A 19,547-nucleotide genomic window follows, 5' to 3' on the forward strand; every position below is an offset into this window, starting at 1 on the left:
GTCCCGCTACCGGAACAGGAACGCCCCCAGCTCGTCGGCCAGGTCCAGGCTGGCGACGGTGGTCAGGTGGTGCTCGTCGCGGTAGAGCAGGGTGTTCCCCTCGATCGCGCCGCACGTCGAGGCGTCGCACAGGTAGTCGACGGCGGGGAAGTACAGGGCGCCGTGCTCGGCGGCCACGGCGGCCTCGTCGGCCAGGCGTTCGGGTTCGATCACGTGGTCGCGGTCGTCGGCGCAGGCGGCGGCGTCGGCCAGGTGCAGGGACAGGCAGGTGGGGATGGACCCGTCGAAGTTGGGCGTGGTGCCGATGATCGCGGCGGTGCTGGTGGCGGGGAGGGCGTCGAGGGTGGCGGCCAGGCCGTCGCGCCACTCGGCCTCGGCGGTCGCGGGGTCCCGCCAGTACTGACGGCCGGAGGTGCTCAGCAGCACCAGCTCGGGCGGGTTCTCGGCCAGGTGGGCGAGCACGAGCCGGCGGAACTGCGCGCACTGGGCGTCGTAGTCGGAGGTCTGCACCACGTCGGCCGACGGGCATCCGGACTTGGCGTACAGGTCCACGCGGAAGCCCTGCTCGGTGCCGAGGGCGTCCAGGGCGGGCAGCCACTGCGTGGCGTGAGAGTCGCCGAACAGGGCGACCACGCGGTCGGAGGCGGTGTCGCCGTAGGGGCAGTCGCGCAGCGCGGAGGCGGCGTACTCGAGCTGGCACCTGTCGGCGTACGCGGCGGGGATGTCGGCGTCGACCCCGCGCAGGGACGGGGTCAGGTTGGCGGGGACAACGTCGGCGAACGCGGGTGGGGCGGTCAGGCCGGTGGTGGCGGCGTCCCGGGAGGTGGCCAGCGGCTTGCTGGCGGACCACTGGCCCATGCCCACGGCGAGCACGACGAGGGCCAGGGAGCCGGCCAGCCCGGCGAGCAGGGTGGTGCGGGCCGGTCGGCGGGTCAGGGCGCCCAGGTGGCGCATCGGGTCCTCGACGTACCGGTAGGTCAGCGCGGCCAGAGGCACCGACGCCGCGGCGAGGGAGAGGCTGACCCACAGGGGGACCTTGTTGGCCAGCCGGGACTCCACGATGACCAGCAGCGGCCAGTGCCACAGATAGGTGGAGTAGGACAGCCGGCCCAGGTACTGGAACGGACGGGACCGCAGCACGGTGCCGGGTAGTGCGCCCGTGCCCTGCGCGCCGCCCAGGATGGCCAGCGCGGTGCCGACCACGGGGACCGCGGCGGCGATGCCGGGGAACGCGGTGCTCTCGTCGTAGAGCACGGCCGAGGCGAGCACCAGCAGCAGGCCGACGCCGACGACGACGGGGGAGCCGGTGAACCGTCGGCCGACCACCTGGGGCAGCAGGAGGGCCACCAGGCCGCCGACTCCGAGCTCCCACGCGCGGGTGGGCAGCGAGAAGAACGCCCAGGTGGGCGCGATCGTCATGACCACCAGGTTGAGCGCGAACGAGCCGGCCACCACCACGGCCAGCGCGGCGACCAGGCGGCTGCGGGACCGCTTGACCAGCAAGGTGACGACGAGCAGCAGCAGCGGCCACAGCAGGTAGAACTGCTCCTCGACCCCGAGCGACCAGTAGTGCTGCATGGGCGAGGGGGCGGTCTCGGCCAGGTAGTCGGTGCCCTGCCGCGCGAACCACATGTTCGGCACGTACAGCGCGGTGGCGATGGCGTCCTTGACCACCCCGGGCATCCGCAGCGGCGGCATGAACAGCGCCGCGGCCACGGTCGAGACGGCCAGCACGACGAACGACGCCGGCAGGATGCGGCGCATGCGGCGGGCGTAGAACTGCGCGAACCCGATCCGGCCGGTGCGGGTCAGCTCGGCCGCCAGGTGGTTGGTGATGAGGAACCCGGAGATGACGAAGAAGACGTCGACGCCGACGTACCCGCCGCCCAGCCCCGGCACCCGTGCGTGGTAGAGCACGACGAGGGCCACGGCGATCGCCCGCAGCCCCTCGATGTCCGGCCGGAACGGAGCCCGACGGACCGTCTCGGTCGCCGCGGGCGCGCTCGCGACGTCCACGCGTGCTCGTTGCACCCGACCTCCCCGTGTGTCGGAGCCCACGCTAAGGCGCGGGCCGGGGTGGGTGATATGTCCCGATGTGGAGTTCACCCGCGCGGCGGGAGCGAGTGTCGTTACGCAAGGTAATGAGTTAGAGTAAGGACATGCCCTCAGCCTCCGCCCTCGCCGGCGACCTCCGGATCGCCGTCGGGCGAGCGTCCCGGCGCATCCGGGCGGAGCGCGGCGCGGCCGGGCTGACCGACCCGCAGTTCACCGTGCTCGCGTGGCTGACCAAGGACGGCCCGCTCACGCCGGGCCAGCTGGCCGAGCGCGAGCGCATCCAGCCGCCGTCCATGACCCGCACGGTCAACGGACTGGTGGAGCTGGGCCTTGTCGCCAAGTCGGAGCACCCGACGGACGGCCGGCAGGTCGTCGTCACCCTGACGGACGCGGGTGTCGCCGAGGTCAAGGAGACCCGCCGACGCCGGGACGCCTGGCTGGCCGGCCGCCTGAGCACCCTGACCCCCGACGAGCGCACGCTGCTCGCCGACGCCGCCGAGCTGCTGCGGAGGATCGCCGCGTCATGAGTCCCACGTTCTCCTCGCTGAAGTTCCGCAACTACCGGCTGTGGTTCGCCGGGGCGCTGGTGGCGAACGTCGGCACCTGGATGCAGCGCGTCGCCCAGGACTGGCTGGTCCTGACGCAGCTCACCGACGAGTCCGGTGTGGCGGTCGGCATCACCACCGCCCTCCAGTTCGCGCCCGTGCTCCTGCTCTCCCCGTACGCGGGCCTGCTGGCGGACCGGGTGGACCGCCGCAAGCTGCTCATGGCCACGCAGGTGGGCCAGGGGGTGCTCGCCGCCGGGCTGGGCGTGCTGGTGCTCAGCGGGCACGCGCAGCTGTGGCACGTGTACCTGTTCGCCCTGACCCTCGGGTGCGTCACCGCCATCGACGGCCCCGTGCGGCAGACGTTCGTCGCCGAGCTGGTGCCCGCGTCCAAGCTGGCCAACGCGGTGGGCCTGAACAGCGCGTCGTTCAACGCCGCCCGGCTGATCGGTCCCGGCGTGGCCGGCCTGCTCATCGCGGCCGTCGGCACCGGCTGGGTGTTCCTCATCAACGCGGTGACGTTCTTCGCGACGATCTTCGCGCTCACCCGCATGCGGACGTCCGAGCTGAGCCCGATGCCGACCACCGTGCGCGCCAAGGGGCAGCTGCGCGAGGGCATCGCCTACGTGCGCGGCCGCAGCGACATCCTGGTGATCATGGTGGTCGTCGGCGTCGTGTCCACGTTCGGCCTGAACTTCCAGCTGACCAGCGCCATGATGGCGCGCACCGAGTTCGGCCGCGGCGCGCAGGAGTACGGGATCCTCGGGTCGGTGCTGGCCATCGGGTCGCTCACCGGCGCGCTGCTGGCCGCCCGGCGGGAGCGCCCGCGGGTCCGGCTGGTGATCGGCGCGGCCTTCGGGTTCGGCATCGCCACCGGCGTGATGGCCCTGATGCCCACGTACCTGTCGTTCGTGATCGCCTGCATCCCCGTCGGGCTGGCGTCGCTGACCATGATGACGGCCGCCAACGCGACCATCCAGCTGAGCACCGACCCCGCTGTACGCGGACGCGTCATGGCCCTGTACATGATGGTGTTCCTCGGCGCGACGCCCATCGGGTCGCCCATCGTCGGGTGGATCGGTGAGACGTACGGACCCCGCTGGGCCATCGGCATCGGCTCGATCTCTGCGCTGCTCGTCGCCACCGGCGCCGCACTGTGGGCGTGGAAGAAGTGGGACGTCACCGTCCGCTACCACGTGCGCACCCGGCCCCACCTCGAGGTGGTCTACCCGACCCTGCCCGCCCGCCGCGCGGAGACCGCCGCCCGGCTCGGAGCCCAGGAGGCCGCGGACCGCCAGACGGCTGCATGAGGGTGAATAGCACCCCCAACCGTGTCGGGTGCTATGTCCCACATGTGACGATCGTCCGGTGAGCGCAACCGTCGATGGCCCGACCGCGCCGCAGACGCGCCCCGACGACGAGCCCGACCCGGAACCGGACCCCCGTCGTCCGCGCAGCCGTCGTCGCCGCATCGTGGGCCGCGTCGTCACGGGCGTCTTCGTGGTCCTGGCCGTGCTGGTGGTCGCCGCCTGCTGGCTCGCCTACCGGGGGCTCCAGGCGTCCGAGGCGCTCTTCTCGGCCAAGTCCGTGTTCACCGACCTCAAGACGCAGCTCGACGAGGGCAGCACCGGCCAGATCGAGGCGAAGCTCCCGCAGGTGCAGGAGGACCTCGCCACCGCGCGCCGGGCCACCAGCGACCCGGTGTGGCGGGTCGCGGAGATCGTCCCCGGGCTCGGCCCCAACCTGACCGCCCTGCGCGTGGTCTCGGCGTCGCTGGAGGACGTCACCCGCGACTCCCTACCGGCGGTCGTGCGGCTCAACGACGTGCTCGAGGCGCCGAACGTGCGGGGGGCCGACGGACGCGTGGACCTGGCGCCCTTCGTCGCGGCCGGTCCGGAGGTCATCGCCGCGGCCGAGAGTGCTCGGACGGCGCAGACCGCGGTCGCCGAGATCGACGTCGACCGGCTGGTCGGCCCGCTGGTGGGTCCGATCGGCCAGCTCAAGGACGGGCTGGACCAGGTGACCGGGGCCCTGGACGCGGGCGCGCAGGTGGCCACCCTGCTGCCGCCGATGCTCGGCGCCGACGGCCCCCGCACCTACCTGCTGGTCTCCCTGAACTCCGCCGAGCTGCGCAGCGCGGGCGGCATCGTCGGCGCCTTCGCCGTGCTGCACGCCGAGGACGGCGCGGTGACGCTCACCGACCAGCGCTCCACCATCGACCTCCAGGGCATCGACGAGCCGATCCTGCCGCTGTCGCCCGAGGAGCTGGCGGTCGACACCGACCGGCTGGGCCGGTGGGTGCAGGACGCCGTGATCACCCCCGACTTCCCGCGGACCGCGCAGCTGCTCTCCGCCCGCTGGGAGCGGGACATGGGCCAGCGCCTGGACGGGGTCGTCGCCGCCGACCCGGTGGGCGCCCGGTACCTGCTCAAGGCCACCGGCCCGGTGACCGAGCCCGGCGGCACCAAGATCGACGCCGCGGACGTGCTCGAGGTGCTGCTGCGCGACTCGTACCGCAAGATCCCGGACCCGCGGGACGCGGACGCGTTCTACGCGGGCGTCGCGGCCTCGATCTTCAAGGCGGTCGGCTCCGGGCAGGGTGACCCGCAGGGCCTGGTCAGCGCGCTGGCGCGGGCGGGCACCGAGGGGCGCATCCGGATCTGGTCGGCGCACCCCGACGAGCAGGAGACCCTGGCCGGCACCACCGTCGGTGCGGCGTTCCTCACCGGCGACTTCCCCGACGCGGTCGGCGTGTTCCTCAACGACGGCTCGGCGGGCAAGCTCGACTACTACCTGACCACGACGGTGACGGTCGAGGACCTCCGGTGCAGCGGCGACGACCCGACGGCGACCGTCCGCCTCGACCTGGACTACCAGCCGCCCGCGGACGTCGCCTCGCTGCCGCAGTACGTGACCGGCACGGCGCAGACCGGCCTGCCGGTCGGGGTGCTGTCCACCAACGTCACGGTCTACGCGCCCGTCGGGGCGCCCCTGCAGGCCCTCGGCCTGGACGACGGCTACGTCTCGGGCACCACCGCCACCGTGGCCGGCCGCGACGTCCAGGTGGTCACCTCCACCCTGGTCCCGGGGGCCACGGAGACCTACCGCATCACGGTCCCCGTGCGCGACGGGATGGTGTCGGCCTGGACCACCCCCACGCTGACCAGCCCCGGGTTCGTCACCGCCTCCTGCTGAATGGGTGAATCGGACAGAACGGGCGAAATCACCCGTTAGGACAGGCTGGAATCGGCTCCCGTCGAGCAACAATGTGTACGAAATGTCCGAATCCCAGACGGGGGCGAATCCCATCATGGCCACTCTCATCCGCGGCGCGTTCGTCGCGCTCTTCGCGGTCCTCATCGGCCTTGGTGGCGCCCTGCCCTCCAACGCCGTCGACGACCCGTCGCCCAAGCCCACCGTCGAGGAGCCCGTGTACGGCTGCCTCGACCCGGTGGACGAGTACGGCGTCGAGCGCCAGTGCCAGCTCAAGATCCAGATCCTTACGCCGGTGTGCGACAACGACGTCCCGAAGCTCCGGTACAAGGTCGTCGCCATCGGCAGCCCGAACACCAAGGTCACCATCACCTGGGACAACCCGAGCGGCGCCGACGTCGTGTACCCCGACCTCCCCCTCGAGGGCACGGTCAACTGGCCGGGCGCGGTCGAGGGTCCTGACGGCAAGGGCATCGACTGGCCGGGCTGGACGCAGCTGCCCGACGGCTCCTGGGTCGAGGGTGACGCGTACGACTGGGTCCGCCCGACCGTGAAGGTGCTCTTCCAGGTGAACCCTGAGGCCACCGTGACCGTCAGCTACCCGCCGTCCAGCCCGCAGTGCACCACCAACCCGCCGGACGACGAGGTGCTCGCGGACAACCAGAAGACGGTCGTCCTGTCCGCCACGGGTACTGACGCCGGACCGCTCGTCCTCACGGGTGCCGGACTGGTCGTCGTCGGTGCTCTGGTCGTCGCAGTGGTGGCGATCGCCCGCCGCCGCCGTCCGACCTACTGAGCAGCGGTACCGACGACAGACGCCCGTCCCCCGTGCTGACCACGGGGGGCGGGCGTCCGTCACGTCCGGGCGGTCAGAGCAGCTGGTCCACCACGTGGTCGACGCAGGCCGTGAGGGCCAGCACGTCGTCCGGGTCGACCGCGGGGTACATGGCGACGCGCAGCTGGTTGCGGCCCAGCTTGCGGTAGGGCTCGACGTCGACCACGCCGTGGGCCCGCAGCACGCGCGCGACCGTCGGCGCCTCGATCTCGGCGTCCAGGTCGATGGTGCCGACGACGTTCGAGCGCAGCTCCGGGTCGGTGACGAAGGGCGTCGCCCAGTCGCGCGAGTCGGCCCAGCCGTACAGGTGGCCGGCCGACGTCGCGGTGCGCTGCGCGGCCCAGGGCAGGCCGCCGTTGCCGAGGATCCAGTCGAGCTGCTCGGCCAGGAGCACGAGGGTCGCGATGGCCGGGGTGTTGAGCGTCTGGTCCAGCCTCGAGTTCGTCACCGCCGCGGTGAACGACAGCGACTCGGGGACCCAGCGGCCGCTCGACTCGATCCGGGCGGCCCGCTCGATCGCCGCGGGGGAGGCGACGGCGAGCCAGAGTCCCCCGTCCGAGGCGAACGACTTCTGCGGCGCGAAGTAGTAGACGTCGGTCTGCGCCACGTCGACCGCGAGCCCGCCGGCGCCCGACGTGCCGTCGACGAGCACCAGCGCGCCCTGCTCGTGCGACCCGGTGACCCGGCGCACCGGTGCGGCGACGCCCGTCGACGTCTCGTTGTGCGGCCAGGCGTAGGTGTCGACGCCGTCCGCGAAGGCCGGGACCGCCACGCCACCGGGCGCCGCGCTGGTGACCAGCGGCTCCCCGACGAACGGCGCGCGTGCCGCGGCCGCCGCGAACTTGGCGCCGAACTCGCCGAACGCGCCGAACGCCGCCCGGTCCTCGATCAGGCACAGCGTGGCCAGGTCCCAGAACAGGGTGGAGCCGCCGTTGCCCAGCACGACCTCGTAGCCGTCGGGCAGGTCGAACAGTGCGGCCAGGCCCGCACGCACGCGTCCGACGAGCGCCCGGACGGGAGCCTGCCGGTGGGAGGTGCCCAGCAGCTCCGCGGCGGGCCCGGCCAGCGCGTCCACCTGGGCGCGCCGGATCTTGGAGGGGCCGGAGCCGAAGCGGCCGTCCGCGGGCAGCAGGTGCGCGGGGATGGTGATCTCGTGAGCATCGGGCACGTCGCCGAGGATAGGCGCTCGTGGACCCGGACCCCGACTGTCGGCTCGACCAACTAATCTGTGCACAGCGCGGCCGACCGGCCCACGGTGCTGTTTCCCGTGGGGGCCCGCGCCACGATGCCGCGACGCAGGAGGCCATGCAGTGAGCGACCTGATCGACACGACGGAGATGTACCTCAAGACGGTCTACGAGCTCACCGAGGAAGGCATCACCCCCCTGCGCGCCCGCATCGCGGAGCGCCTGGGCCACTCCGGTCCCACGGTCTCCCAGACCGTGGCCCGCATGGAGCGCGACGGGCTCGTCGTCGTCACCGGAGACCGGCACCTCGAGCTGACGGACCTGGGCATGAGCAAGGCCGTCCGCGTCATGCGCAAGCACCGGCTGGCGGAGCGCCTGCTCACGGACGTCATCGGCCTGGAGTGGCCTTACGTGCACGAGGAAGCCTGCCGCTGGGAGCACGTGATGAGCGAGCGGGTGGAGAAGCGGCTGGCCTCGCTGCTCGACCACCCCCACTTCGACCCCTACGGCAACCCGATCCCGGGCCTGGGGGAGATCGGCGAGGAGATCACGCACGTGGCCTTCCTCGACGGAGTGACGTCGCTCGTGGCCTACCGAGGCCAGGTGGGTGCCGACGGCATCGAGCGGGCGGTCGTCGCGCGCATCGCGGAGCCGCTGCAGGTGGACGTCGAGCTGCTCTCGCGGCTGTCCGAGGCCGGCGTGCTGCCGCACCAGGAGATCGTCATCGAGCGGTCCCTCGGAGTCGTCACCGTGTCCACGCCCGGCTCGCCGAGCCTCCTGGACCTGCCCGACGAGGTCGCCCGGCACATCTTCGTCGGCGCTCGCTGATCCTGTCCGAAAGCCCGTCTGAGTCCGTCTCAGCCCGTGTGAGAGCTCGTCTGGGAGGCCCCTGGGTGCCTCCTGGGGACGGCGTCGTGATCTTTCACCGAACTCTCATCAGCGGCTCGTGCGCGCGCTCCCACGCCCCTGATCGGCGTCTTTGCAGGTCACCCGGGAGTTCGGACCACGCGTCCAAGACGCCTGTCCGACAAGAGCAGAGATTCCCGTGATCGGAACGTGACAATCGCTGCGGACGTCCTGTACGTTCGACCTGCTTCTCCAGAACCCTCCTCCGGAGAAGCCCTCGAGCGGAACGCCTAACCCTGCCGCCGCCACGAGGTCCGCACTGACCGCCGGCAGGGGCGGGGGACCCAATTGCGGGCACCGGAAGTTCGGTGTCCTTGGGGTGAAGCCGGAGATCCGATCTCGATCGGGGACACGGCCGGGTGTTCTCCCACCCGAACCCGACAGCTGACCTCGTAGGCATCAGGAGAGGCAACGCGTGACCGTGAGCACCACTAGCGCCCGCCATCGTGCGGCGCGCCGTCCATCGACGCCCTTGACCGAGTTTGCTGCAGCCGCCTCGGACCAGATGGGCACCGTCGGACGCCGTACCGCCGTCGTGGCCGCGTCGTCGGGACTCATCGTCTCGATGCTCGGCTCGTCCGCCAGCGCCACCGGTGGTGAAGCAGGCGCACTCCCCGCGGTCGACACCGCAGCGCTGACGGCCTCGGCCCGCGCCGTGCTGAACACCGCTCCCGTCGTGACCGCCCCGGTCGACGCCGCCTGGACGTTCGACGTCCCGGTCGTCACGGCAGAGACGCCGCCGCCCCCGCCGCCGCCGGTCAAGGTCAAGGCCGCCGCCTCGCGCAGCACCACGCGCGCTGCTGCCGCTGTCGCCACCACCGAGACCACGAACGCCGCGGTGCCGCAGTCGGTCGCCGGCAACGCCGTTCTCGAGGTCGCCGCCCGTTACGTCGGCACCCCGTACGTCTCCGGCGGTTCGACGCCCGACGGCTTCGACTGCTCCGGCTTCGTCTCCTACGTCTACGCGCAGCTCGGCATCTCCCTGCCGCGCACGTCCAGCGGCATCAAGGCCGCCGGCACGGTCATCTCGCGGGCGGACGCCCAGCCTGGTGACCTCATCTGGAGCCCCGGCCACATCTCGATCTACGCGGGTGGCAACGACCAGATCGACTCGCCCCGCCCGGGCAAGACGATCCAGTTCCGCGCCATCTGGCAGAGCTCGCCCGTCTTCATCCGGATCGGCTGAGCCCAGCCGCCCCTCACGACGAGGCCCCGACGACATCGACGTCGTCGGGGCCTCGTCGTTTTCCTGCGGCCCTCCGGACCGACCGGCGCGTACTCTGGCCGTGCACCACGCTGTTGCTTCGCTTCGCCGGGCCGGCAGCCAGCCGGTTCGACCCCCGAGGTCGGGAGAACGCCGTGCTCTTGAATGCGTCGAAGCTGTCCACCGAGGCCGTCGGTGGGGCAGCCACTGAGGTCGGCTCACCAGGGCTGATCGCGTCCGGAGCACGCACCCTGCTGCTCAACGCCAGCATGGAACCGCTGTGCATCGTGAGCCTGCGGCGTGCCGTCGTGCTCGTGATGACCGGCAAGGCGACCGTGCTCGAGACCGACGGTCGCCTGCTGCACTCCGAGCACGTGTCCGTCCCCCTGCCGGTCGTCCTGTGCCTGACGCGCTACGTGCACGTCCCCGTCCGCCGGCCCGTGCCCCCCACGCGTCGCACCGTGCTCCAGCGCGACAACCACCGTTGCGCGTACTGCGGCGGGGGAGCGGACACCGTCGACCACGTGAACCCGCGCTCGCGCGGCGGCCGGCACGAGTGGACCAACGTCGTGGCCGCCTGCGTGCGGTGCAACCACCGCAAGGCGGACCGGCTGCTGCACGAGATCGGCTGGGAGCTCCCGTTCGTCCCGCGGGCGCCGCGCTGGTCGGTGGCGTTCGGCACCACCTCGGTCCGGTCCGAGCCGCTGTGGTCGCAGTACGTCGTCGCCTGACCCTCGTCTTCGTCAAGAATCCACCAACGTATGGCATCATTCCGGCTACCGCCGGGTGCATCCGTGCACCGCGGGAGGACACTGGGACGAGCGCACGGTGGGCTCGGCACGAGCACGGAGGCTCCGGATGACGCGTGACGATGTGGTCCTCGTCGGGGTGGACGGGTCGGCCGCGAGCCTGCACGCGCTCGACTGGGCCGCCGCACAGGCCAGGACCCACGGCTGGGGCGTCCGGTTGGTGTGCAGCTACTCGCTCCCGTCGTTCACCGCGGCCTCGCTCGACGGCGGCTACGCAGCGCTCGACGACACCGCCATCCAGGAGGGCGCCAAGGCGGTGCTGTCCGAGGCCACGCAGCGGGTGTCCGACATGGGGGTGCCCGTCACGGCCAAGGTGCTCACCGGCGACGCCGCGGGGGTGCTCGTCGACCTGTCCCGGTCGGTCCGGCTCGCGGTCGTCGGCACGCGCGGGCGCGGCGGGTTCGCGGACCGCCTGCTGGGCACCGTCTCGTCGGCCCTGCCGGCGCACGCGTTCAGCCCGACCGTCGTCGTCCCCCTGCGGGAGGCGGGCAAGACCCTGCCCGACGACGCCCCCATCCCGGCCCCGCGCCCGGTCAAGCGCATCGTCGTCGGCGTCGACGGCTCCCCCCAGGCCGAGCACGCGCTGCGCTACGCCATCGGGGAGGCCGAGGCGTGGGGCGCCGAGCTGACCGCCGTCGCGGGCGTGCCCGTGGGGTCCATGACGGGCGTGCTGGCGTGGCTGCCGGCCACGGTGGACCACGAGCAGGTGCTGCGGGACGTCACCGAGGGCCTGCACGTGGTGGTCGACCGCGCGCTGGCCGACCACCCGGGCGTGACGGTCCGGCGGATCGCCCTGGACGGCACGGGCGCCGAGCTGCTCACCGAGTTCTCGGTGGCCACCGACCTGATCGTCGTCGGCTCCCGCGGACGCGGCGGGTTCGCCGGGCTGCTGCTGGGTTCCACCAGCCAGGCCGTGCTGCACCACTCCGACTGCCCCGTCATGGTGGTCACCAACCGGTGCGCCACCGCAGAGGCCATCGCCGGCTGACTAACCCTCGGGCGCCGGCGGCACGTCCGGTCGGCGCACCAGAGCCGAGAGCACCACGGTCGAGCGCGTGCGCGCCACGAACGGCTCCGCGGCCAGCCTCTCCACCACCCGCTCCAGGTGCCGCATGTCCCGCGCCCGCACCTGCACCATCAGGTCGACGTCCCCCGTCACGGTGCTCGCCGCGACCACCTCGGGGTAGTGCTCGACCGCCGAGCGCATGGTCGCCGGGCTGGTGGAGCCCTGGCAGAACAGCTCGACGAAGGCCTCGGTCTGCCAGCCCATGGCCGCGGGGTCCAGCCGGACCGTGAACCCGCGGATCACCCCCCGCTCGCGCAGCCGGTCCACCCGTCGCTTCACGGCCGGTGCCGACAGGGACACCTGCTCTCCCACCTGCGCGAACGTCGCCCGGGCGTCGAGTGCGAGCACCCGCAGGATCGCGGTGTCGAGCGCGTCCAGGCCGGAGTCGTCGGTCACGGTCACATCATCGCCGTTCTCGGGCGATTGGTGTAACCCGCGGAAAAATGGCACTCTGCGACACGTACTAGTCCAAACGGGTGATTTACCAAAAGGGGCATCTGGCCTCAAGGCGGACGCTCCGCGTGCCGAGATGAGTGGAAGCCCCACTCGCGGAACACCTGCAAGGGAATGCCCGAAGGAGAAGACGTGGCCAAGGACACGAAGAAGCTGCTCGACCTCGTGCCGAGCCAGCGACCGTCGGTCATCAGTGCACCCGTCCCGGTGGTCGACGTGCCCACCCAGGTCGACGTTCCCCACCAGAGGACCGCGCCGTCCCCGCTCGTCGAGGAGACCGCCGCGCGCATCGTCGCGGTCAGACGATCCGTGTGGGTCGGCCTCGCCGCCGGTGTCGCGCTCGCCGTGGCCGCCGGCGGTGGCGTGTACGCCGCCGACCAGAAGGCACAGGCCACCCAGGCCCGGGCGCTCGAGGCCGGCCTCCGGGTGGACCAGTCCGTGCAGGCCGCCGCCCGTGACGCCGTCGTGGCGCGCCAGAGTGATGCGGTCGTCGCCCAGGCCGCGTACGTGACCAGCCGCGCCGCCGCGACGACCGGCGCCCAGGCGACCGTCGACCATGCGAACGCCACGCTCGCCGCCGTGCCGAACGCGGGCGACGCCCCGCGCGCCGCCCTGGTGAGCGCTACCGGCGCCGTGGGCACCGCGATCACCGCTCCCCATGTCAGTCTCACGTCCCTGCGCTCGCTGGTCGCCGGGGTCGCCGCTCCCGAGAAGGCCGCCGTCGACGCGCAGGCCGCGTGGCAGGCGGCCGAGAACGCCCGCATCGCCGCCGAGCAGGCCGCCGCGGCCGCAGCTGCCCAGGCGGCCGCCGCAGCCCGGTCCGCCAAGGCGCCCACCCGGTCGGCTGCCCGTGCCGCCGCTCCCCGGGCGGCCGCGGGCGCGGCTCCCGTGGCACCGTCGGCGGGCATCCCCAGCGGCGGCAAGGTGTGCAGCGGCTCCGGGGGCTCCGGCGCCGGCGAGTCCAGCGTGTCGGCCATCGGCTCCGCGATCAACGCCTACCGCGCGTCGCTCGGCCTCTCGGAGCTGTCGGTCTCCCGCAGCGGCAGCCTCGTGAGCCACTCGATCAACATGGCCAACGCCGGTGGCATCTGGCACTCCGGCGGGGACAACATCGTGGCCTGCGTGAGCAACGGCTCGGCGTCCTCGATGGTCGCCGCCTGGTCGCGGTCCGCCGGGCACGACGCCCAGATGCGCCGCACCGACGTGTCGAGCATGTCGGTGGGCGGCGCGAGCCTCGGCGGCTGGCTCTTCGGCGCAGTGAAGTTCAGCTGACACCCGCAACGTCCGAGCATCTGGTCGCCCTGGCAGCCACATGCTCGGACGTCGCAGTGTGCACTCGCCGAGCGTCCGAGGAAGTGGTCGCTCGAGCAGCCACTTCCTCGGACGTCCGTGTCAGCGCAGGGCGTCCGCCAGACGGTCCGTGGCCAGGTGCAGGTCTTCCGTGCTGATCGTCAGCGGGGGAGCCAGGCGGATGGTGCTGCCGTGGGTGTCCTTGGCCAGCACGCCGCGGGCCAGCAGGCGCTCGCACAGCTGACGGCCGGTGCCGCGGCCCTCGGCCACGTCGAGCCCCGCCCAGAGGCCCACGCGTCGCGACGAGGCCAGCAGACCGGCGTCGGCGAGCGCGTCCAGGCGGGTGCCCCACTCGATCCCGAGCGTCGTGGCACGCGCCTGGAGCTCCCCGGTCTCCAGCAGGCCGACGACCGCCAGGCCGACCGCGCACGCCAGCGGGTTGCCGCCGAACGTGGACCCGTGGGTGCCGGCCGTGAGCACGCCGAGCACGTCGGAGCGGCCGACGACCGCCGACACGGGGAGCACCCCGCCGCCGAGCGCCTTGCCCAGGGTGACCAGGTCGGGCTTCACGCCCCAGAGCTCGGACGCGAGCGTGGTGCCCGTGCGGCCGAGCCCGGACTGGATCTCGTCGGCGATGAAGAGCACGTCGTGCTCGGAGCAGAGCGCGCGGACGCCAGGCAGGTAGTCGGCCGGCGGGACGACGACGCCCTGCTCGCCCTGGATCGGCTCCAGGAGGACGGCCACGGTCGTCTCGTCGATCGCGTCGCGCAGAGCCTCCACCGAGCCGTACGGGACCACCCGGAACCCGGGCGTGTACGGGCCGAAGCCGCGGCGCGCGTCGGGGTCGGTGGAGAACGACACGATCGTCGTCGTGCGGCCGTGGAAGTTGCCGTCGGCCACCAGGATCGTCGCGCGGTCGGCGGGCACGCCCTTGACGTCGTAGCCCCACTTGCGGGCGGCCTTGATGGCGGTCTCGACGGCCTCGGCACCCGTGTTCATCGGCAGGACCATCGGCGGGCCGGCGACCAGGGGACCGATCAGGGCGGCCAGCCGCGCGGCGAACGGCTCGAGCAGCTCGTGGTCGAACGCGCGGGACGTGAGCGTGAGCCTGTCGATCTGCGCGTGCGCCGCGGCCGTGAGCACCGGGTGCCGGTGGCCGAAGTTCAGCGCCGAGTAGCCCGAGAGCAGGTCGAGGTAGCGGTTGCCCTCGTCGTCGGTGACCCAGGAGCCCAGGCCGTCGACCAGCGTGACCGGGAGCGGGTGGTAGTTGGGGGCCAGGACCGACGCCGGGGCCACCTCCACGAGAGTCATCGCCCGGAACCGGAGGCGGGCCGGATCTCGAGCGTGCAGCACTTGGCGCCGCCGCCGCCCTTGAGCAGCTCGCTGGTGTCCACGGGGATGGGGTTGTAGCCACGCTCGGCGATCGCCGCAGCCAGGTCGACGGCACCCGGGGCGACGACCACGTTGTAGCCGTCGGAGACCGCGTTCAGGCCCAGGGCGACGGCGTCGCGCTCGGTGGCCTCGACCGCGTCGGGGAACAGCTGCTGGAGGACCGCGCGCGAGCCGGCCGAGAACGCCGGCGGGTAGTACGCGATCTGCGGGTCAGCCGGGTCGCTCGACAGCACGGCCAGCGCGGTGTCCAGGTGGTAGTAGTGCGGGCTGACCAGGTCGAGCGAGATGACCGGGCGGCCGAACAGCTCCTGGAGCTCGGCGTGCGCGGACCGCTCGGTGCGGAAGCCCGTGCCGGCCAGGACCAGGTCGCCGACGACCAGCAGGTCGCCCTCGCCCTCGTTGGTCTCGGCGGCGGTGTGCGTGACGTAGCCGCGGTCGGCGAACCACTTCTGGTACGCGGGGCCCTCGGGCTGGCGCTCGGCGTAGCGGAACTTGGCGGAGTAGACGACGCCGTCCAGCACGGTGGCGCCGTTGGCCGCGTAGACCATGTCCGGCAGGCCGGGGATCGGGTCGATCGTCTCGACGGTGTGGCCGAGGTCGAGGTACGTGTCGCGCAGGGTGCGCCACTGACGGACCGCGAGGTCGGCGTCGGTGAACCGGGTCTTGTCCATCCACGGGTTGATCTCGTAGGACACCGTGTAGTGGACGGGCTCGCACATCAGGTAGCGGCGATCGGTACGTCCGGGGGCGATCGGGGTCATGAGGGCTCCTCGTGGCGTGTCGTTCCCACGAGGGTACGAGTCGCTGCGGCCCGTGCCGTTCATCTCGGATTGCGCGCTGGGGCGCGATCCGTTGCGCAGATCCGGCTAGGAGTTGCGATCTGTTGCGCGGACCTCGTTGCGCGCGCGCCTCAGCGCGTACCGGACCATCACGCCGAGGAAGGGTCGGAGCACCGCGCCGGTGAGTCGCCGCGAGAGGGGGCCGGCCAGGTACACCTCCTCGCTCCAGAACACCCGGCTCGACGACGGTCCGGCGGGCACGACCACGATGCTCGCGTGGCCCTTGAGCACGCGTCCGACCTTGGTGTACGTGGCGATGCCGGGCTCGTCACCGGTGGGCGGCTCGTACGTGTCGATCGTCATCACGTCCGTCAGCCCGGGGAACCCCCGCTTGGCCAGGGGACCGGAGACCGCCGTCACGGTCGACCCGTCCACGGTCACCCGGGTCAGCGGGATCCACCGTTCGTGGTTGCGCAGGTCGGTGACGAGGTCCCACGCCGTCGCCGCGTCGACGGGGAAGGAACGGACCACGGCGTCGATCGGGATGCTCGTCACCTGGCCATCGTCCGCGCGGGTAACGTCGCTGTCCATGGAGACGAGGCTTCTGGGACGTACGGGTCGGTCGGTCGGAGTGGTCGGGCTGGGCTGCTGGCAGCTCGGGGCGGACTGGGGATCGGTCACCGAGGAGGCCGCGCTGGCGGTGCTGGAGGCTGCGGTCGACTCCGGCGTCACGTTCCTCGACACCGCCGACGTGTACGGCGACGGACGCTCCGAGAAGCTCATCGGCACGTTCCTGCGCTCCCGCGGGCCGGACCACGGCATCACGGTGGCGACGAAGATGGGCCGCCGCGCCGACCCGCACACCGCGGAGGCCTACACGCTCTCCTGGTTCCGCGCCTGGACCGACCGCTCGCGCGAGAACCTCGGCGTCGACACCCTCGACCTGGTGCAGCTGCACTGCCCGCCCACCGAGGTGTTCCGCCGCGAGTCCACCTACGACGCCCTCGACGTGCTGGTCGACGAGGGCCGGATCGCGTCCTACGGCGTCTCCGTCGAGACCGTCGACGAGGCGCTCGAGGCGATCGTCCGCCCGCACGTCGCGACCGTGCAGATCATCCTCAACGTGTTCCGTCGCAAGCCGCTCGAGCAGGTGCTCCCGCTGGCAGCCAAGGAGGGCGTCGGGATCATCGCCCGCGTGCCCCTGGCGTCGGGCCTGCTGTCCGGCAAGTACGACAAGGACACCCAGTTCGCGGCCGACGACCACCGGTCCTACAACCGCGCCGGGGAGGCCTTCGACGTCGGCGAGACGTTCGCCGGGGTGCCCTTCGAGGTCGGCGTCGCGGCCGCCCGCGAGGTCGCGTCGCTCACCCCTGAGGGCTGGACCACCGCGCAGCTGGCCCTGCGCTGGATCATCGACCAGCCCGGCGTGTCCGTCGTCATCCCCGGTGCGCGCTCAGCCGCCCAGGCGGTCGGGAACGCCGCGGCCGCGGCGCTGGGGCCGGTCGACGAGGAGACCCTCGGCGGGTTGCGCGGGATCTACGACGGCCGGATCCGCCAGCACGTGCACGCGCGCTGGTAGGACCTACTTCTTCGAGCCGATCCGCTTGAACCTGCCCGTCACCCGCTTGGGCTCGGCGGGCAGGATCAGAGGCTTGTCGTTCGGCCCTGCGATCTCGATGACCTTCGGGAACGTCAGCGGCGGCGGACCGAAGGCCGTGCGCGCGCCCTCGATCACGTTCTTGCCGAGCGCCCGAGCCCCCGCGACACCGACCACCAGGCCGATGCCGAACGGGATCAGCCGCCCGATCGCGAGCCCCGTCTGCTTGGTCAGCTGCGTGCGCACCAGGCGGCGCGTCATCGTCGTGTTCACCTTGCGGACCGTCGCCATCGGCATCCGGGTCAGCAGCGCCCGCGCCACGCTCACGCTGGTCATCTCCGCGCCGTCGGTGACGATCTTGCCGCCGGAGTCCCCGAGGATCGTCGTGAGCAGGAGCGCGCGACGCCGGTCGTGGTCCTCGACCTCGATGCCGTGCACGCTGGCCACCGCGAGCGCGAACGCGGCCGACGCCGCGAAGAACGTCGCCACGTCGCTGGCCGTGAGCGCCAGGGCGACGCCCGTGCCGACAGCCGGAGCCGCCGCGGTCGCACCGACCGCGCCGCCCGTGCTCTGCACGACCAGCAGGTACTCCTTCTCCAGGAGCCGCACCAGCTGCTCGGGCGTCGCGCCCGGATTCCTGCGCCGCAGCGAGTCGACGTGCGCGTGGATCGTGGCCGACGGGATGGTGACGGCCTTGGCCAGCGCCGCCTCGACGAGGGCCGGCATCAGCGCTCCCCGGTGACCGTCAGCTGCACCGCGGCCCCGGCGTCGAGCGTGCGACCGACCGTGCAGTGCGAGTCGATGGCCCGGTGCACCAGGTTGATGAGGCGCTCGCGGGTGGCCGCGTCCAGCGCGCTGAGGTCGACTACCAGCTCCTCCGCGATCGCGGGGTACCGGTCCTCCTCGACATCGCTCATGCCCGAGGCCTTGATGGTCACGTCGACGTCGTCGCCCAGGTAGTGACTGAGCTTGGCGTCCGCCGCCAGCCCGCTGCACCCGGCCAGCGCGATCTTCAGCAGCTCACCCGGGCTGAACACGTTCTCCACGCCCACGCTGCCGATCAGCACCTCGGCGCCGCGCGAGTTGCGGCCCGTGTAGAGGCGCTTGCCCGTGCGTTCGACCCACAGCTCGGTGTCGCCCGCGTTCTTGGTGATGTCGGGCGCCTGCTTCTGCTCCGTCGTCATCCCGCGATCCTGCCACGCGAGGCTGACTGTCTCGCGTCGAGCGCTAGACCGCTCCGGCCGCTGCCTCCGCTGCCTTCTTCGCCCGCGCGGGGGAGTCCCAGTTGCGGAACGTCTCGCGCACCCAGAAGACCAGGAACAGCCCGACCTCCCACCACTCGGCGATGGCCACGTGGTACCCGCGCACCAGCCAGTACGCCAGCGCGATCACGACGATCCCGCCGAGCGTCATCCCCACCGCGATCCACTTGTACAGGGGCTGGTCGGGCAGGTCGTCCTCGCCCGCCGCCTTCGGCCACCCGTTGCACGCGACCGCGACCGCCATGCTGATGATCAGCCCGAACGTCGCGGCGTAGTGGATCCAGGCGAAGTCCGTGCCCTCCCAGATGCGATAGATCAGCAGCGCGACGAACACGGCGGCCAGCACCCACGAGAGCCGGTAGAACGCCTTCGCCTTCTTCGGCTTGGCGCCCAGCGCGTCCCCCGGCCAGTTGCCGGTGCGCTTCTCCGCGATGACGAGCACCGCGGCGGCGACGAGCACCGAGATGGTGGACACGCGGATGCCGTTGACCATCTGCTCGCGGATCGCCGGGTCCTCGATCCCGCGCAGCGTGTCCTGCAGGTCGGTGGGCACGAACGCCACGAACAGCGCGTAGAAGCCCGCCAGGTTCAGCGCGAAGTCCTCGAGCGTCCGACCCCGGTACGCCACCAGGCAGACCGCGATGCCGACGAAGGCGCCGACGAACACGTCCCGCAGCGGCCCCAGGTAGTTGGCGCTGATCGACCCCTCGAACTTGCCGAAGAACACGAGCCCGAAGATCGAGCCGATCAGCAGGAACGCCGCCAGCGCGACGAGGATCATCCTCAGGTGCCGGTACGTCTCCCGGGCGACATCTGACTCACGCAGCGCAGCCATCGCGGTCCCCCTCCGCTGGGCATGTCCCTGTCGCGATCGTCCCGCGTCCGGTGTGCGCGGGTCCATGGGTGTTTAGGGTGATTCTCTCCCGTCGGGGTCCCACGGCAGCCGCGTGGCTG

General features: G+C 72.3%; 19 protein-coding genes and 1 riboswitch. Of the genes, 10 read left to right on the top strand and 9 right to left on the bottom strand.

What is annotated here, in order from left to right; all coding sequences use genetic code 11:
• Nucleotides 1-6: 6 nt before the first annotated feature.
• Nucleotides 7-2,016 (bottom strand): acyltransferase family protein, encoded by a 2,010-nt coding sequence (locus ACO06A_RS11850; protein ID WP_421732407.1) that lies wholly within the window; start codon nt 2,014-2,016, stop codon nt 7-9.
• Between the two features lie 143 nt (nt 2,017-2,159).
• On the opposite strand from ACO06A_RS11850, the gene ACO06A_RS11855 reads away from it, so the two are divergent.
• From ACO06A_RS11855 to ACO06A_RS11870, 4 genes are all read left to right on the top strand, one after another.
• Entirely contained in the window at nt 2,160-2,582 is a 423-nt protein-coding gene (locus ACO06A_RS11855; RefSeq protein ID WP_421732408.1) for a MarR family winged helix-turn-helix transcriptional regulator, read from the top strand.
• Nucleotides 2,579-3,910, top strand: a complete 1,332-nt coding sequence (locus tag ACO06A_RS11860; RefSeq protein WP_421732410.1) for an MFS transporter — start codon at nt 2,579-2,581, stop codon at nt 3,908-3,910. The genes ACO06A_RS11855 and ACO06A_RS11860 overlap by 4 nt, the downstream gene beginning before the upstream one ends.
• A gap of 58 nt (nt 3,911-3,968) precedes the next feature.
• Complete coding sequence (locus tag ACO06A_RS11865) at nt 3,969-5,795, top strand: DUF4012 domain-containing protein (protein WP_421732411.1); 1,827 nt, start codon at nt 3,969-3,971, stop codon at nt 5,793-5,795.
• A 115-nt stretch (nt 5,796-5,910) separates the two neighbouring features.
• Nucleotides 5,911-6,609 carry a peptidase gene (locus ACO06A_RS11870; RefSeq protein WP_421732413.1) on the top strand — a complete coding sequence of 233 codons (699 nt, stop codon included), beginning with the start codon at nt 5,911-5,913 and terminating at the stop codon, nt 6,607-6,609.
• Between the two features lie 73 nt (nt 6,610-6,682).
• Here ACO06A_RS11870 and serC read toward each other — a convergent pair whose 3' ends face one another.
• Nucleotides 6,683-7,816, bottom strand: a complete 1,134-nt coding sequence (serC, locus tag ACO06A_RS11875; RefSeq protein ID WP_421732414.1) for a phosphoserine transaminase — start codon at nt 7,814-7,816, stop codon at nt 6,683-6,685.
• Between the two features lie 142 nt (nt 7,817-7,958).
• Here serC and ACO06A_RS11880 point away from each other — a divergent pair, with 142 nt between their 5' ends.
• The 4 genes from ACO06A_RS11880 to ACO06A_RS11895 all read left to right on the top strand — a co-directional run bounded on the left by ACO06A_RS11880 (nt 7,959) and on the right by ACO06A_RS11895 (nt 11,742).
• Nucleotides 7,959-8,663: a metal-dependent transcriptional regulator gene (locus tag ACO06A_RS11880; RefSeq protein ID WP_421732415.1), complete on the top strand. Its 705-nt coding sequence runs from the start codon at nt 7,959-7,961 to the stop codon at nt 8,661-8,663.
• Between the two features lie 325 nt (nt 8,664-8,988).
• A riboswitch (cyclic di-AMP (ydaO/yuaA leader) is annotated at nt 8,989-9,154 on the top strand.
• A gap of 2 nt (nt 9,155-9,156) precedes the next feature.
• Nucleotides 9,157-9,927 (top strand): C40 family peptidase, encoded by a 771-nt coding sequence (locus ACO06A_RS11885; RefSeq protein WP_421732416.1) that lies wholly within the window; start codon nt 9,157-9,159, stop codon nt 9,925-9,927.
• 287 nt (nt 9,928-10,214) lie between these two features.
• Complete coding sequence (locus ACO06A_RS11890) at nt 10,215-10,676, top strand: HNH endonuclease (RefSeq protein ID WP_421736055.1); 462 nt, start codon at nt 10,215-10,217, stop codon at nt 10,674-10,676.
• A gap of 127 nt (nt 10,677-10,803) precedes the next feature.
• Complete coding sequence (locus ACO06A_RS11895; protein WP_421732417.1) at nt 10,804-11,742, top strand: universal stress protein; 939 nt, start codon at nt 10,804-10,806, stop codon at nt 11,740-11,742.
• On the opposite strand, the gene ACO06A_RS11900 is transcribed toward ACO06A_RS11895, so the two are convergent.
• Nucleotides 11,743-12,216 carry an Lrp/AsnC family transcriptional regulator gene (locus ACO06A_RS11900; protein ID WP_421732418.1) on the bottom strand — a complete coding sequence of 158 codons (474 nt, stop codon included), beginning with the start codon at nt 12,214-12,216 and terminating at the stop codon, nt 11,743-11,745.
• Between the two features lie 189 nt (nt 12,217-12,405).
• Here ACO06A_RS11900 and ACO06A_RS11905 point away from each other — a divergent pair, with 189 nt between their 5' ends.
• On the top strand, nt 12,406-13,545 hold the full coding sequence (locus ACO06A_RS11905; RefSeq protein ID WP_421732419.1) for a CAP domain-containing protein: 1,140 nt from the start codon (nt 12,406-12,408) through the stop codon (nt 13,543-13,545).
• Nucleotides 13,546-13,665: 120 nt separating this feature from the next.
• On the opposite strand, the gene rocD is transcribed toward ACO06A_RS11905, so the two are convergent.
• The 3 genes from rocD to ACO06A_RS11920 all read right to left on the bottom strand — a co-directional run bounded on the left by rocD (nt 13,666) and on the right by ACO06A_RS11920 (nt 16,289).
• Nucleotides 13,666-14,874 (bottom strand): ornithine--oxo-acid transaminase, encoded by a 1,209-nt coding sequence (gene rocD, locus ACO06A_RS11910; RefSeq protein WP_421732420.1) that lies wholly within the window; start codon nt 14,872-14,874, stop codon nt 13,666-13,668.
• Nucleotides 14,871-15,716: a dimethylargininase gene (gene ddaH / locus ACO06A_RS11915; RefSeq protein ID WP_421732422.1), complete on the bottom strand. Its 846-nt coding sequence runs from the start codon at nt 15,714-15,716 to the stop codon at nt 14,871-14,873. Before ddaH ends, rocD begins: the two co-directional genes overlap by 4 nt.
• A gap of 105 nt (nt 15,717-15,821) precedes the next feature.
• Nucleotides 15,822-16,289, bottom strand: a complete 468-nt coding sequence (locus ACO06A_RS11920; RefSeq protein ID WP_421732423.1) for an SRPBCC family protein — start codon at nt 16,287-16,289, stop codon at nt 15,822-15,824.
• Between the two features lie 34 nt (nt 16,290-16,323).
• Between ACO06A_RS11920 and ACO06A_RS11925 the strand changes: the two genes are divergently transcribed.
• Nucleotides 16,324-17,313 carry an aldo/keto reductase gene (locus ACO06A_RS11925; protein WP_421732425.1) on the top strand — a complete coding sequence of 330 codons (990 nt, stop codon included), beginning with the start codon at nt 16,324-16,326 and terminating at the stop codon, nt 17,311-17,313.
• A 3-nt stretch (nt 17,314-17,316) separates the two neighbouring features.
• Here the strand turns inward: ACO06A_RS11925 and ACO06A_RS11930 are convergent, their stop codons facing one another.
• The 3 genes from ACO06A_RS11930 to ACO06A_RS11940 are packed head-to-tail and all read right to left on the bottom strand — an operon-like array spanning nt 17,317 to nt 19,428.
• A complete protein-coding gene (locus tag ACO06A_RS11930; protein ID WP_421732428.1) occupies nt 17,317-18,057 on the bottom strand; it encodes a hypothetical protein in 741 nt (246 codons plus the stop codon).
• Nucleotides 18,057-18,515 carry an OsmC family protein gene (locus ACO06A_RS11935; RefSeq protein WP_421732429.1) on the bottom strand — a complete coding sequence of 153 codons (459 nt, stop codon included), beginning with the start codon at nt 18,513-18,515 and terminating at the stop codon, nt 18,057-18,059. Before ACO06A_RS11935 ends, ACO06A_RS11930 begins: the two co-directional genes overlap by 1 nt.
• A gap of 43 nt (nt 18,516-18,558) precedes the next feature.
• Nucleotides 18,559-19,428 (bottom strand): hypothetical protein, encoded by an 870-nt coding sequence (locus tag ACO06A_RS11940; RefSeq protein WP_421732430.1) that lies wholly within the window; start codon nt 19,426-19,428, stop codon nt 18,559-18,561.
• Between the last annotated feature and the right edge of the window lie 119 nt (nt 19,429-19,547).

The sequence above is a fragment of the Cellulomonas sp. genome, from assembly GCF_965229465.1.
Lineage (GTDB): Bacteria > Actinomycetota > Actinomycetes > Actinomycetales > Cellulomonadaceae > Cellulomonas.